This window comes from Arenimonas daejeonensis, from assembly GCF_007993735.1.
In the GTDB taxonomy this organism is placed as follows: Bacteria; Pseudomonadota; Gammaproteobacteria; order Xanthomonadales; family Xanthomonadaceae; genus Arenimonas; species Arenimonas daejeonensis.
The window spans coordinates 570580-584560 of the sequence record NZ_CP042453.1 but is presented as its reverse complement, the minus strand read 5'-3'; the positions used below and the strand labels follow the sequence as shown (position 1 = coordinate 584560).

Below are 13981 nucleotides of genomic sequence, written 5' to 3'. Positions count from 1 at the left end.
CCTAGGCCCATGGGCCCGAACCGATCGTCCGCCGTTTCCCTCCGGTTCTGTCTGGCCGTCCTGCTGGTGCTGACGACGTCCGTACAGGCCAAGCCGTCGGGGTCGAGCCCGCTGGACTCGTTGCGCGCCGCCGCCAGCGATCTGGCCGACCCGCAGGCCAAGGCCACCCATAAGCGCTGGACGCCGCCGCTGCCGCCGACCGCGATGCCGATACCCTCACCCAGCGCCTGGAAGCGCTGCATGCCGAGGTCGCGAATGCCCCGACCCGTACCGCCGAGTTGCAGTCCCAACTGGCCGTGGACACGCGCGAGGCGCTGCAGGTCTGGCGCAGCATGCTGCCCGCCAACGCCGACATCGAGACCCTGGAGCGCCTGCTGGAGCAGGAGCGCACCACCGCCAGCCAGTTGCGCGACCGCATCGATGTCCTGACCAGCGAACTGTCGGCCACCATCGCCCAGGGCACCGCCGGCCAGCTGAGCCAGGGCGAGCGCCAGCGCCGCATCGACGAACTGGCCGTGCCCGTGGTGCCCGGCGACGGCGAGCCCGCCGCCCTCACCACCGCGCGCCAGGCCCGCAATACCGCCGAACGCCGTCGACTGGTCGCCGAGCAGGCGCTGTGGCAGGCCGAACAGGATGTCGCGGGCACCCGCCAGGCCCTGCAGGACCTGGAACTGCGCGACCTGCGCAACCGCCTGTCGATGCACGAACCGCGGCTGGCCACGCTGCGCGCCCTGATCGCCGAGCGCGGCCGCCGGGAACTCGAGGCGCTGACCGCCCGGTTGACCCAGCAGGCAGAAGCCGCCACTCCGGATGCCGTGACCTCGAAGGTCGCGCGGGAAAACCTGGCCCTGGGCGAGGAACTGCTGGCCACCAACCAGCGCCTCAACGACCAACGCCGCGCCCAAGCCGCGCAGGAACAGGCGCTGGAGCGCGACCTCGCCGGCGTGCGCGACAGCCAGACCCGCGTGGACCTCGGCGGCCGCAGCGAACAGGTCGGCATCTGGCTCTGGGCCGAACTGCGGCGGCTCGAACCCGAGGCCCGCATCCGCCGGCAGCTCGACAGCGTGCGCCAGACCGAGGCCGAACTGCGCCTGCGCCTGATCGGCCTGGCCGACTTCAAGCGCGACCTGGCCGACCTGCCGGCGGCGGCGCGCGTACTGCGCGAAAACGCACTCGGCCGGGAAGACGCGGCCGCCCCGGCCGCCGAGGCGACCGGTGAAGACCCGCTGGAATCGCTGTTGAGCGAGCGGGTGGACCTGGTCTACCGGCTGGAGCCGATGATCTGGCGCCTGATCGCCGCCTGCGAGCAGAGCGGCCGGCGCCTGCAGTCGCGCCTGGACGCCAACCGCGAGCTGCGCCAGACCCTCAACCGGCACCTGCTGTGGATACGCAGCCACCCGCCGGTGGACCTGGCCTGGCTGGCCCAGGTGCCGGCCGGAGCCTATGACCTGGTGAACCCTTCGCGTCTGGCCACCAGCGGCCAGCAGCTGCTGCATTCGATCCGGGAACGCCCCTGGGCCCATGCGGGCGCCGTGCTGGTGCTGGCTGCGCTGCTGGTGCTGCGCCGGCGCGCGCCGGTGCGGCTGGGGATCCTGGCGCAGGCGATCCGCGACGCGCGCGCGGACCGTTACCGGCGCACGCTCGAGAGCCTGGCCTGGACGGTCGTGGCGGCGCTGCCGGCGGCGATGGCACTGCTGATGTTCGGCGGCCTGCTGCAGAGCGTGGGCGCCGGCAAGTACAGCGACTCGCTGGGCCAGGCCCTGATCGCGCTGGCCCTGCCGGTGTTCACCCTGGGATTCCTGCGCTGGCTGGTGCGCGAACGCGGCCTGGCGCACGCGCACTTCCGCTGGACCCGGCCGCGCCGCGAGGCGCTGCAGCTCTGGGTGCCGCGCCTGCAGTGGCTGTTGCTGCCGGCCTACTTCGTCATGCTGCTGGCCTTCATCCGCAACCAGGACCTGGCGGTGAACGTGCATGCGCGCATCGCGGTGACGTTCGCCTCGATCAGCGGCGCCTGGGCGATCTGGCAACTGCTGGCGCCGGGCAGGCTGTGGCATACGCGCGCCGGCGACGACACCGGCTCGCGCGCGCGGCGCCTGCTGCGGGCCACGGTGCCGCTGTTCCTGGCGGTCTGCGCCGTGCTTGCGCTGGAGGGATACGTTTATTCGGCCGCGATCCTGGTGGATTCGGTGTTCTCCAGCGTCGGCGTGATCACCGTGGTGGCGGTGGTGAACGGCATGCTGTCGCGCTGGTTCGTGCTGGGCGAACGCCGGCTGGCCCTGCGCCGGCTGCAGCAGCGCCGCGAGGCCGAGGCGCAGGCCGGGGAAGGCCCGGCCGAGACCAGCGGCGAAGCGGTGCCGGTCGAGCTCGACGAGGAAATCACCTTGGAGCAGGTCAACACCCACAGCCGCAGCCTGTTGCGCGCGCTCAAGCTGACCCTGCTGGCGATCGGCCTGGGTTGGGTCTGGGCCGACGTGTTGCCGGCGATCGCGCGCTTCGACGAGATCGCGCTCTGGAGCATCACCGAAACCGGCGCCGACGGCGCCAACGTGCTGGTGCCGGTCACCCTGGTCGCGGTGATGGTGGGCGTGCTGGTGCTGGCCCTGACCTTCGTCGCCGCGCGCAACCTGCCGGGCCTGATCGAGATCGCGCTGATGTCGCGGGGCGGCATCGACGCGGCCTCGCGTTACGCCATCACCAGCGTCTCGCGCTACGCCATCGTGGTGATCGGCGTCATCGCCGGCCTGGGCCTGCTCGGCCTGCGCTGGGGCCAGCTGCAGTGGATGGCGGCGGCGCTGACCGTCGGCCTGGGCTTCGGCCTGCAGGAGATCTTCGCCAACTTCGTCTCGGGCCTGATCCTGCTGTTCGAGCGGCCGTTCCGGGTCGGCGACACCATCACCGTCAACAACCTCGACGGCACCGTCACCCGCATCCGCACCCGCGCCACCACGATCCTGGATTTCGACAACAAGGAGATCGTGGTCCCGAACAAGGTCTTCATCACCGGCCAGCTGGTGAACTGGACCCTGAGCGACGAGACCACGCGCGTCACCATCAAGATGGGCGTGGACTACGGCACCGACCCGGCCCTGGTGCACCGGCTGCTGCTGCAGGCGGCCGAGGAGAACCCGCGCGTGCTCACGGACTGGCCGCCGCGCAGCTGGCTGCTGGGCTTCGGCGCCAGCACGATGGATTTCGAGCTGCGGGTGTTCGTCGGCTCGATGAACGACCGCCTGCACGTGAGCAACGAGATCAATGCCCGGCTGGTCGAGCTGTTCGCCGAGAACGGCATCGCCTTCGCCTATCCGCAGCTGGACGTGCACGTGCGCGAACTTCCGGAGCCGCGGCGGCCGCAGGATCCGCGCGAGCCCGAACCAACGAAACCCGGGGCCTAGCGCTCCGGCGCGGCGAACCAGGCGACGATGCCCGGCATCTCCCGCTCGAAGCCGCCGGGGATGTAGAGGTTGAGCAGGCCGGCGCGCACTGCGCCGGGATTGCTGAAGTCGTGCACCACGCCAGCCGGCACGCGCAGGAAGTCGCCCGGGCCGGCGTCGATGAAGTCGTCGCCGGCCTGGAACCTGAACCGGCCTTCGAGCACGTAGAAGATGTCGTCGTTGGCCTCGTGCGAATGCGGGCCGGGGCCGGGCGTGCCCGGTTCCAGCCACCATTCCGAGATCGAATAGGTGTCGGCGGTTTCCTCGCCGTCGGCCAGGAACACGCTGCGCATCGGGCCCAGCGCATAGACCCGGCCGGCGCCCTTTGGCAGGTGGATCACACGCTGCCGGGATGAATCCGCGTTCATGTCCGCCCCTTGTGGTGGCCGAGGCTGAACACCATACCTCGACGCAGGGTGACGGAGCATGGTGCCGAGGGCATCATCCGCAGCTGATACCGGGCCAAGCGCCCGTTTTTTACGGAGTTTTCCCCATGTCCTGGACCTGTTCGACTGGTTGGCGCGTGGCTTCACGCAGGCCAGCTACTGGCAGATGGCGGTCTATTTCCTGGTGGTGACGCAGCTCACCATCATGACCACCACGCTGTACCTGCACCGCAGCGCGGCGCACCGCGGCGTGGACTTCCACCCGGTGCTGACGCACTTCTTCCGTTTCTGGGCCTGGCTGACCACCGCCATGGTCACCAAGGAGTGGACCGCGGTGCACCGCAAGCACCACGCCAAGTGCGAGACCGAGGAAGATCCGCACAGCCCGCGTTTGGGGCATCCACCAGGTGCTGTGGCGCGGCGTCGAGCTCTACCAAGCGCGCCTGGACAAGGACATGCTGGAGAAGTACGGCAAGGGTTCGCCGGACGACTGGATCGAACGCAAGCTGTACACGCCGCGCGCGACTTTCGGCCCGATCCTGATGCTGGCCATCAACCTCACCCTGTTCGGCATCCCGGGCATCGTGATGTGGGCGCTGCAGATGGCGTGGATCCCGTTCTGGGCCGCCGGCGTCATCAACGGCCTGGGCCACTGGTGGGGTTACCGCAACTTCGACACCGCCGACACCGCGACCAACCTGACGCCGTGGGCGTTCTGGGTGGGCGGCGAGGAGCTGCACAACAACCACCACCACGCGTTCCCGAGTTCGGCAAAGTTCGCGCTGCGCAAGTACGAATTCGACATCGGCTGGACCGTGATCCGCGGCCTGCAGGCCGTCGGCCTGGCCAAGGTGCTGCGCGTGGCGCCGGAACTCGACGTGCGCCCGAACATCCAGGTCCCCGACGCGGACACGATGCGTGCGGTGATGGCGCATCGCTGGCAGGTGGCGACCGACTATTTCCAGATGGTGCTCAAGCCGCATCTGCAGGCGGAGGCCAAGGATCTGCCGGGTCGATTGCGTCGTGCGTTCCGCAGTGAGGGCCGTTGGCTGGACGAGGCGCACCGGGCGCGGTTCAGTGCCTGGATCGCGGAGCGTCCGAATACGCAGCGGTTGATGGAGTTCCGTGCGCGCCTGCTCGGCATCTACGAGCTCAGGAGCGCCGAGGCGGAAGCCAAGATGGAGGCGCTGCGCGCCTGGTGCGCCGAGGCCGAAGCCTCGGGCATCCGCCAGCTCGAGGAGTTCTCGGCGCGCCTGAAGGGCTATTCGATGGCGCCGGCACGGGTCTGATTCCACGCGCTGGTGCTGCAGGAAGGCCCGCTTCGGCGGGCCTTTTTGTTTGGCATTGCTGTGACGTTCTGCACGTGGGGATCTGGGCCGTCGACACCGGGGAAGTGAACACCTCTTTCTGCTCAGTGAAGCCTTTTATTTCGCAGAAAGAGGTATTCACTTCCCCGGCGCCGTCGGTCGGGTCGGCCCGGTTTCGTGACGGAGTTCTTGCTGGCATCGGCGTTTTGCATACGCGTGCATGTGTACGGGCTTCCGCATGCGCGATCTTTCCTGCGGATCTGGCGGTTAATCGTGCCGAGGCCCTTCTCCACCACGCGCCACGTCGCGGCGCGTTCCCCTGAACGCGTCTGGTGCCTTCGGGGCTAGGCCGGAAGGAGTACCCGCCGCGCAGCGGCGAAGAGCGGGCGGCGCGATGCGCCGCACACAACTGCCCGGTTTTCGCACGAAGCGCCGCACTCGCCTACAACCCAACCTCGCACGGAAGGCACCAGACGCGTTCAGGGAACGCGCCCGCGATAGACGTGTCGCTGGCTTTTCGCCTTGCCCGTCTTAGCCAAGCGTGATGCGCAGGAAAGATCGCACATGCGGAAGCCCGCGAAGCCGCACGCGTATGCAAAACGCCGATGCCACACCTGCCCTCCAATCAGCGGCCCGGGTAGAACGTACCGGCAGCGCCGGGGAAGTGAAGGGCTCTTTCTGCGAAATAAAAGGCTTCACTGAGCAGAAAGAGCCCTTCACTTCCCCGGTGATGACGGCGCCAGATCCAGCACTATGCGAGTACACAAATCCAGCACACAGCGAGCATGGCATCGGCGCAGGGACTGGCCTATGCTGGCCGCCCACGCCGGAGCACAACCATGGCCAAGGTCGTGATCGCATCCGCCCTCGCGCGCTGGCTGACGCCGGCGCCGGCGGGGGATGGCGAAGTGGCAGTGCAGGTGCCGGGTGCCAGCGTCGGCGCCGTGCTCGACGGACTGTTCCGAATCCATCCCGGCCTGCGCGGCTACGTGCTGGACGAACGCGGCGCACTGCGCCGCCACGTCGCCCTGTTCGTTGACGGCGACGCACTGCAACCGAAATCAACTTCGCCCTCGCCGTGCGCGAGGACGCGGAAATCTACGTGATGCAGGCGCTTTCAGGAGGCTGACATGACCGACACGTTGCTGGTTTCGACCCGCAAGGGACTGTTCGTGCTGCGGCGTGGGCGCGTGGGCTGGGAAACCGAACACGTGGCGTTCCTCGGCGACAAGGTCGCACTGTCGCTCGCCGATCCACGCGACGGCGCCTGGTACGCGGCGCTCGACCTCGGGCATTTCGGCGCCAAACTGCAGCGCTCCGACGACCGCGGCCGCACCTGGACCGAACTGGCGGTGCCGGCCTACGGCCCCGACGACAGCGTCGCCACCGGCGACGGCAAACCGCCCAAACCCGCCACGCTGGAACTGATCTGGTCGCTGGAAGCCGGTGACGCGGACCAGCCCGGGCGGCTCTGGGCCGGCACCTTGCCGGGCGGGCTGTTCCGCTCCGACGATCGCGGCGCGAGTTGGCAGCTGATGCGCGGCCTCTGGGACCAGCCGTCGCGTTCGGGCTGGTTCGGCGGCGGATACGACTCGCCGGGCATCCATTCGATCTGCGTGGATCCGCGCGATCCGCGCTGCATCCGCATCGCGGTGTCCTGCGGCGGCGTCTGGCGCAGCGACGACGACGGCGCCACCTGGCGCGTCACCAGCGACGGCATGTTTGCCGAATACATGCCGGAGGACCGTCGTTTCGATCCGGTGATCCAGGATCCGCACCGCATGGTGCAGTGCGCCGCCGCGCCCGACACGCTGTGGGTGCAGCACCACAACGGCGTCTTCCGCAGCGACGACGGCGGCGCACGCTGGCACGAAGTCGCCACGGTGAAACCCTCGGTGTTCGGTTTCGCCGTCGGCGTGCATCCGCGCGAGCCGGGCACGGCCTGGTTCGTGCCGGCCATCAAGGACGAGCGCCGGGTGCCGGTGGATGGCCGCCTGGTGGTGGCGCGCACGCGCGACGGCGGCGCGAATTTCGACGTGCTGTCCGAAGGGCTGCCCCACGATCCGGCCTATGACCTGGTCTACCGGCACGGCCTGGCCGTGGACGGCAGCGGCGACCAGGTGGCGATCGGTTCGACCACCGGCGGCCTGTGGATCAGCGAGGACCAGGGCGATTGCTGGATGGCGCCGGCCCTGCGGCTGCCGCCGATCCATGCCTTGACCTTCGCCTGAGGCGGCGGGCCCGGGGCCGCGAGGCCCGGACCGGGGCAATCGTGGCCCGGTCCTGCGACAATGCCGCCCCTCGACGGCCGCCGCGCCCGCTTTCCGACCCCTTTCATGACCGATAAACCCACCCCTCCGCCCGCCGGCGGTGATTCCCTGCTCGAACGCCTGCGCGTCGCCGCTGAACTGCTCGACGCCATCGCGGCCGACCGGTCGGTGCTCGAAACCCTGCCCGAAGTCGAGCAGAAGCGCCTGAAAGCGGCCGTGCACCGGTTCCACAATCCCGACCCGATCGACCACCGCAAGCGGCGGCGCGAGAAGAAGCGTGCGCAGGTGGCGCAGAAGAACACGCACGACGACGAAGTGCTGAACGCCACCGGCATCCGCGAGCTGCGGCGCAAGCCGGTGTTCACCACGCCGAACTATTTCCCGCCCTCGAAGGCGCCGGTGGACACCATCACCGACGAACCCGCGCGCGAAACCATCGAGCCGCAGCACTGCTACGTGTGCAAGGAAAAGTACACGCGCATCCACCACTTCTACGACCAGATGTGCCCGGCCTGCGGCGAGTTCAATTTCCACAAGCGCACCGAAACCGCCGACCTGCGCGGGCGTGTCGCGCTGCTCACCGGCGGTCGCGTCAAGATCGGCTACCAGGCCGGCCTGAAGCTGCTGCGCGCCGGCGCCTCGCTGATCGTCACCACGCGTTTCCCGCGCGACTCCGCGGCGCGTTATGCCGAGGAGCCCGATTTCGCCGAGTGGGGCCATCGCCTCGAGGTCTTCGGCCTGGACCTGCGCCACACGCCCAGCGTGGAAGCCTTCTGCCAGACCCTGCTGCAGACGCGCGATCGCCTGGACTTCATCATCAACAACGCCTGCCAGACCGTGCGCCGCCCGCCGGCGTTCTACGCGCACATGATCGCCGGCGAAACCGCCGCGCATTCGGACATGCCCGAACACGTGCGCAAGCTGCTGGGCAGCTACGAAGGCCTGCGCGGTTACGACCTGGTGCCGGACGGCAACGCACTGGCGCACGGCGCCGAGGCGCCGGGCCTGGTGCGCGCCGCCGAACTCTCGCAGGTGCCGCTGCTGGCCGAGGAACTGCTGGGCCAGCAGCACCTGTTCCCGGAAGGTCGCCTGGACGCCGACCTGCAGCAGGTGGACCTGCGCGGTCGCAATTCCTGGCGCCTGCTGATGCACGAAGTGCCGGCGGTCGAGCTGCTGGAAGTGCAGCTGGTGAACGCGGTCGCGCCCTTCATCATCAACGCGCGCCTGAAGCCGCTGATGCAGCGCACGCCCGAACACGACAAGCACATCGTCAACGTCTCGGCGATGGAGGGGCAGTTCTACCGCAACTTCAAGACCACGCGGCACCCGCACACCAACATGGCCAAGGCCGCGCTGAACATGATGACGCGCACCTCGGCCGCCGATTACCAGTCCGACGGCATCCACATGAACGCCGTGGACACCGGCTGGGTGACCGACGAGGATCCGCTGGAGATCGCCGAGCGCAAGACCCGCGAGGAGCGCTTCCATCCGCCGCTGGACATCGTCGACGGCGCGGCGCGCATCGTCGATCCGATCATCGACGGCTTCAACACCGGCCACCACGTCTGGGGCCAGTTCCTGAAGGACTACCGGCCGACCGACTGGTGATTCAGTCGGCCGACCAGGCCAGGCTTTCGTCGGGCGGCAACACTTCGCCCGACCCGGCCACCAGCATCGCCAGGACTTCACCCGGGCCGTAGCGCGGATACCAGCCCAGTTCGCGGCCCGCGGCCTCGGGGTTGTACACGCGGTCGATGCGCGCCGGCAGCCGCCAGCCACGCGCGGCGAACGCCGCCACCAGGGACGGTGCCCGCCGGGCCAGGACCGTCGGCGCGTCGTGCCACAGCGCATCGACGTCCTCGACCACGAAGGGCGTGGCGCCGGAAATGACGAAGGTGGCGCAGGGTGGTCCGTCGTGTTCCATGGCCGCCTCGTGCGCGGCGGCGACATCGCGGGCGTCCACGCCCCGGTGCAGCCGGAACAGCGCCATCACGTTCGCCGGCTCCGGGAAACAGCGCGACATGCGCAGGATGCGCAGGCTCGGCCCGCCCGCCAGCGCCGCTTCGCGCAGCAGCGCTTCGGCCTCCAGTTTGGTGCGGTGGTAGATGGTGCGGGGTTCGGGTGGCAGCGCCTCGTCCACCCAGCCGGCGCAGCCTGGCGGCGTCGCCGCGTCGCCATACAGCGCCGTGGTGCTGGTGAAGACAATGCGCCGCACGCCGGCGGCGGTGGCGGCATCCAGCAGGCGCCGGGTGCCGTCCACGTTGACCCGGCGGAATTCGGCCTCGGACAGGTGCGGCACGTGTGGTGCATGCAGCGCGGCGGTATGCACCACCGTGTCGACGTCCTGCAGCGCCCATTCCAGCAGCCCGGGCGAGTCCAGTTCGCCGACCCAGGCGGCCGTGGAGGACGGCTGGCGGTCCAGGCCGCTCACGTCGAAACGCGAGGACAGGCGGATGTGGATGGCGCGGCCGACGCGGCCGGAGCTGCCGGTGACGAGGACTTTCTTTTTCGTTGCGGGCGAGGGGGACGGGGTCGACATGGGGGCTCCATCGGGGAACCGGAGGTTAGCCGATCGTGTCGTTGGCGCCGTGTTCCCGTCGTGGCATTTTGCGTGCGTCGCGCCGAAGTTTCATCCGGCCGCCGGGGCAGCACCAGCCAGCCCTGGCTGTAGAACAGCATGTACAGGCCCACGCGCAGGGCGATCAGTGCGATCAGCGCGTACCAGCCCAGGTGTGAATGTGGCACCACGCGGCCCAGGTGGCGCGCGCAGCGGTGCCAGCACGGGCCAGCAGGCCCAGGTGAAGATGCGGTAGACCGGGTTTTCGACGGGTCGCCCGGGATCATCAGGCGCAGTACGCCGCGCCCGATCAGGGTCCACATCAGCACGGCCAGCAGGAACTGCAGCAGGGTATAGGTCGTCAGCATGGGTCGAGTCTAACGGCAGGCGAAAAAAAAAAAGCGCCGGTGCCTGGGGGCACCGGCGCTCATCTAAGCCGCGGCCTTCGGGGAGGAAGACCGCGGCGGGCTCCATCAGCCCTGGGACAGCCTGGGATAACGCAGGTCCTCGACCATGTCCTTGGTCTCCTGCGACGGTTCCTGCGTCATCAGGCTCACGGCCCAGATGGTGATGAAACCGAGCGGGATGCCGAAGATGCCGGCCGAGACGTCCTTGATGCCGAACCACGGGGTCATGCCGAGGAACTTCACGTTGATCAGGTAGTACAGCGTGAGCCCGAAGCCGACCAGCATGCCCGCCACCGCACCGGCCTTGTTCGCCCGCTTCCAGAAGATGCCAAGCACCAGCGCGGGGAAGAAGGATGCCGCGGCGATCGAGAATGCCCAGGCCACGATCGACAGGATGGTCGCCGGTGCGTTCGAGGCCGCGAAGGCGGCGATCGCCGCCACGCCCAGCAGCAGGACGCGGGCGATGGTGAGGCGCTTCTTGGCGGACGCGTTCGGGTTCACCATCTTGTAGTACACGTCATGCGAAAGCGCATTGGAGATCGTCAGCAGCAGGCCGTCGGCCGTCGACAGCGCCGCCGCCAGGCCACCCGCGGCCACCAGGCCGGCGATGACATAGGGCAGGCCGGCGATTTCCGGCGTGGCCAGCACGATCGCGTCGGCGTTGAGCACCAGCTCCGCCAGCTGCAGGATGCCGTCGCCGTTGCCGTTGGCCGCGCAGCCCTTGACCGTGGTCATCGCGTCCACCGCATCGCAGACCGAAACCAGGCCCACCTGCGCCCACGACGCGACCCAGGCCGGCAGCGTCGCCACCGACTGGCCGATCACGTTCGAATACACCTCCAGCTTGGCGAAGGCCGCATAGGCCGGCGCGGTGAAATACAGCAGGAAGATGAAGAACAGCGACCAGCCCACCGACTTGCGCGCTTCCTTGACGCTCGGGGTGGTGAAGAAGCGCATCAGGATGTGCGGAAGCGCCGCGGTACCCACCATCAGGCAGAAGGTCAGCGCCATGAAGTTGACGATGTCGTTCTTCACGAACGGCGTGGCGTGTCCGGCGGTGATGCCCAGCTGCTGCTCGAGCTGGCCGATCTGCTGCAGCACTTCGCCATAGGCCAGCTGCGGGATCGGGTTGCCGGTGACCTTCAGCGACAGCCAGACCACGGGCACCGGTAGGCGATGATCAGGACGATGTACTGGGCCACCTGGGTCCAGGTCACCGCGCGCATGCCGCCCAGCAGCGAACACACCAGCACGCCGATCAGGCCGACCCAGACGCCGGTGGCCAGGTCGATGCCCAGGAAGCGGCTGGTGATGATGCCGGCGCCGTAGATCTGCGCGATCACGTAGGTGAAGCTGGCCGTGATGGCGCAGATGATGCCGATGGTGCGCGGCAGGTTGCCGCCATAACGCGTGCCCAGGAAGTCCGGGATCGTGTACTGGCCGAACTTGCGCAGGTAGGGCGCCAGGAACAGCGCCACCAGCACGTAACCGCCGGTCCAGCCCATCACGAAGGCCAGGCCGTCGTAACCCTGCGCGTACAGCGTGCCGGCCATGCCGATGAAACTGGCCGCCGACATCCAGTCAGCGCCGGTGGCCATGCCATTGAACAGCGCGGGCACGCGCCGGCCGGCGACGTAGTATTCGTCGGTCTCGGCGGTGCGGCTCATGATGCCGATCATCGCGTACAGGCCGATGGTGGCGGCCATGAACACGTAACCGATCCAGACGTTGGGCAGGCCCATCTGCTCCGCAATGGCCAGGCCGACCACGAAGGCCAGGAATCCGCCTGTGTACATGGCGTAGATCTTGGGCAAGCGGCTTACGAAATCACCGGACATGGGTCAGCCCTCCTCGGAAACGCCGAATTCGCGATCCAGCCGGTTCATGTACCAGGCATAGAAGACGATCAGCACGACATAGATGGCCAGCGAACCCTGCGCACCCATGTAGAAGGCGAGCGGGAAGCCGAGGAAGGTGAACTGGTTCAGGGGTACCGCGAACCAGATCACGACGTAGGTGACGAGGAACCAGATCGCCAGCAGGATGGCGGTGATCCTCAGGGTGCGGCGCCAGTACTCCTGGCGCCGTTCTTCGGTAACGGGGGTGCTCATGGTTTGCCTCCCGGCGCGGGTCAGAAGTTGTACTTGACGTGCATGTGCAGGCGGTTGAGGTCGCCGTCCAGGCCGCTCTCGATCTCGCGTTCGCCGAAGATGATCTCGGCGCCGATGTCGAGTTTCGGGATCGGCGAATAGATCAGGTTGGCGTGGATGGACTGCGAGGACTCGGTCACCGCCAGGCCGGTGAGTGCCGGGTCGTTGTCGAACTGCGCCGCCGAATAGAACAGGTTGCCGCGCAGTTTCGGGCTGAAGGCGTGGCGCCAGGCGATGAAGCCGCCGAAGCCGTCGAGCGCCTCCAGCGAACCGTCCGCCTGCTGCATCGCGTCCGCGCCCAGGCCGAAGGCCAAGTAACGGCCCAGGCCGCTGCCGCCGCTCAGCATGTAGCGCAGGTCGTTGTTGGCGTTGAGGTTCCACTTGCCCGACAGGCTGAGCGAGAAGCCGGTCTCGGACTCATCCAGCGTGGCGGTTTCGTACTTGAGCTGCCGCGCCAGGCCGGCGACCGTGAAGTGGCCCCAGCTGCCCTTGTGCAGGTAGCGTGCGGTGAAGTCGGGCACGTTGTTGTCGTCGCTGGTGATGCGGGCCGCGGTTTGATAGCCGTTGATCAGCGTTTCCGGGTTCTCCACCGAGAACGACCAGGGGCCATTGGTGTAACGCAGCTGCGGCTGGCGCACGAAGATGGTGCCGTCGGTCGGGCCGACGAAGTCCACGGCGTCGGGCAGTGCCGCCGCATCCTGGAAGTTCGACCAGGTCTGGCCGGCCAGCCACTTGTCCCAGCTCACGTAGGCATGGCGGATGGTGACGCCGTAGGTGTTGGTGGACGTCTCGTTGCCGAGCGAACCACCGAACAGGTCCATCTCGAGGTAGGCCTTGAGCTTGTGGCCGTCGATGTCGGTGTCGGCGCCGAACCAGAAGCGCGAGAACTGCGCATGCATGTCCAGGTCGGTGCCTTCGTCGGCGCCGCCGACCGGGATCGTGCTGGGCACGTAGAACAGGCGGCCCGTGCTGCTGTCGGGAATCTCGCCGCCGTCGGTGTTGGTGTACATCATGTCGAGCTTGATGAAGCCGCCGTAGCTGAACCGGGTGCCGGCATTGGCGGCCGGCATCACCGTGGTGGCCTGGACCGGCTGGGCGCCGGCCGGCAGCGGTGCGGGCACCGGTTTCGCGGCTTCGGCGGCCTTCTGGGCTTCGAGTTCGGACTTCAGTCCCTGCACCATCTGTTCGAGCTGGGCGATGCGGGCCTCGAGGTCCTGCGGGCTGGCGGTCTGCGCCAGGGCCATGCCCGGCGCGAGCAGCGCCAGACTGAGCGCGAGCGGCAGCGCCGCACGGCGACGAGCTGTGAATCGGTTCATCCTTCCCCTCCCGGAATTCGGACCGTTGCCACATTGGCCGGCCGAGTCTGTGGCGCGTGGGGGTGGCGAACCATTACCCATTGGTCGAAGGACGGGCGGCTTTAGACGAAGGTCTAATTGGGCAGACGGAGCACGCCGCCAGAATGGTGCCGAG

The 13981-nt window shown here is 68.4% G+C and carries 10 protein-coding genes and 1 pseudogene; 5 read left to right on the top strand and 6 right to left on the bottom strand.

Annotated elements, in window-relative coordinates; genetic code table 11:
- The first annotated feature begins 278 nt into the window (after positions 1 to 278).
- Positions 279 to 3392: a mechanosensitive ion channel domain-containing protein gene (locus FRZ33_RS02855; RefSeq protein WP_146907503.1), complete on the top strand. Its 3114-nt coding sequence runs from the start codon at positions 279 to 281 to the stop codon at positions 3390 to 3392.
- On the opposite strand, the gene FRZ33_RS02850 is transcribed toward FRZ33_RS02855, so the two are convergent.
- On the bottom strand, positions 3389 to 3799 hold the full coding sequence (locus FRZ33_RS02850) for a cupin domain-containing protein (RefSeq protein ID WP_146907501.1): 411 nt from the start codon (positions 3797 to 3799) through the stop codon (positions 3389 to 3391). The genes FRZ33_RS02855 and FRZ33_RS02850 overlap by 4 nt on opposite strands.
- A gap of 184 nt (positions 3800 to 3983) precedes the next feature.
- Between FRZ33_RS02850 and FRZ33_RS02845 the strand changes: the two are divergent.
- The 4 genes and pseudogenes from FRZ33_RS02845 (at position 3984) to FRZ33_RS02830 (ending at position 9005) form a co-directional block, all read left to right on the top strand.
- Positions 3984 to 5106, top strand: a pseudogene (locus FRZ33_RS02845) (DesA family fatty acid desaturase).
- A gap of 857 nt (positions 5107 to 5963) precedes the next feature.
- The gene (locus FRZ33_RS02840) at positions 5964 to 6230 is read left to right on the top strand and encodes a ubiquitin family protein (protein WP_227978047.1); all 267 of its coding nucleotides are present in this window, start codon (positions 5964 to 5966) and stop codon (positions 6228 to 6230) included.
- A 24-nt stretch (positions 6231 to 6254) separates the two neighbouring features.
- On the top strand, positions 6255 to 7355 hold the full coding sequence (locus FRZ33_RS02835) for a WD40/YVTN/BNR-like repeat-containing protein (protein ID WP_146907499.1): 1101 nt from the start codon (positions 6255 to 6257) through the stop codon (positions 7353 to 7355).
- A gap of 105 nt (positions 7356 to 7460) precedes the next feature.
- Complete coding sequence (locus FRZ33_RS02830) at positions 7461 to 9005, top strand: SDR family NAD(P)-dependent oxidoreductase (RefSeq protein ID WP_146907497.1); 1545 nt, start codon at positions 7461 to 7463, stop codon at positions 9003 to 9005.
- Between the two features lies 1 nt (position 9006).
- Here FRZ33_RS02830 and FRZ33_RS02825 read toward each other — a convergent pair whose 3' ends face one another.
- The 5 genes from FRZ33_RS02825 to FRZ33_RS02810 form a co-directional block, all read right to left on the bottom strand.
- A complete protein-coding gene (locus FRZ33_RS02825) occupies positions 9007 to 9936 on the bottom strand; it encodes an NAD-dependent epimerase/dehydratase family protein (protein ID WP_146907495.1) in 930 nt (309 codons plus the stop codon).
- A 491-nt stretch (positions 9937 to 10427) separates the two neighbouring features.
- Positions 10428 to 11528: a VC_2705 family sodium/solute symporter gene (locus tag FRZ33_RS15840; protein WP_227978045.1), complete on the bottom strand. Its 1101-nt coding sequence runs from the start codon at positions 11526 to 11528 to the stop codon at positions 10428 to 10430.
- Positions 11504 to 12199, bottom strand: coding sequence for a sodium:solute symporter family transporter (locus FRZ33_RS15835; protein ID WP_227978043.1), 696 nt, complete (start codon positions 12197 to 12199; stop codon positions 11504 to 11506). Before FRZ33_RS15835 ends, FRZ33_RS15840 begins: the two co-directional genes overlap by 25 nt.
- 3 nt (positions 12200 to 12202) lie before the next feature.
- A complete protein-coding gene (locus FRZ33_RS02815) occupies positions 12203 to 12472 on the bottom strand; it encodes a DUF4212 domain-containing protein (protein WP_146907493.1) in 270 nt (89 codons plus the stop codon).
- 20 nt (positions 12473 to 12492) lie between these two features.
- Positions 12493 to 13827, bottom strand: coding sequence for a DcaP family trimeric outer membrane transporter (locus tag FRZ33_RS02810; protein ID WP_146907491.1), 1335 nt, complete (start codon positions 13825 to 13827; stop codon positions 12493 to 12495).
- Between the last annotated feature and the right edge of the window lie 154 nt (positions 13828 to 13981).

What these genes read in the sequence shown, in the direction of transcription:
- FRZ33_RS02830 (WP_146907497.1), top strand. Translation starts at nt 7,461, where the DNA reads ATGACCGATAAACCCACCCCTCCGCCCGCCGGCGGTGATTCCCTGCTC.
- FRZ33_RS02810 (WP_146907491.1), bottom strand. Translation starts at nt 13,827, where the DNA reads ATGAACCGATTCACAGCTCGTCGCCGTGCGGCGCTGCCGCTCGCGCTC.
- FRZ33_RS02825 (WP_146907495.1), bottom strand. Translation starts at nt 9,936, where the DNA reads ATGTCGACCCCGTCCCCCTCGCCCGCAACGAAAAAGAAAGTCCTCGTC.
- FRZ33_RS02815 (WP_146907493.1), bottom strand. Translation starts at nt 12,472, where the DNA reads ATGAGCACCCCCGTTACCGAAGAACGGCGCCAGGAGTACTGGCGCCGC.
- FRZ33_RS02840 (WP_227978047.1), top strand. Translation starts at nt 5,964, where the DNA reads ATGGCCAAGGTCGTGATCGCATCCGCCCTCGCGCGCTGGCTGACGCCG.
- FRZ33_RS02835 (WP_146907499.1), top strand. Translation starts at nt 6,255, where the DNA reads ATGACCGACACGTTGCTGGTTTCGACCCGCAAGGGACTGTTCGTGCTG.
- FRZ33_RS15835 (WP_227978043.1), bottom strand. Translation starts at nt 12,199, where the DNA reads ATGTCCGGTGATTTCGTAAGCCGCTTGCCCAAGATCTACGCCATGTAC.
- FRZ33_RS02850 (WP_146907501.1), bottom strand. Translation starts at nt 3,799, where the DNA reads ATGAACGCGGATTCATCCCGGCAGCGTGTGATCCACCTGCCAAAGGGC.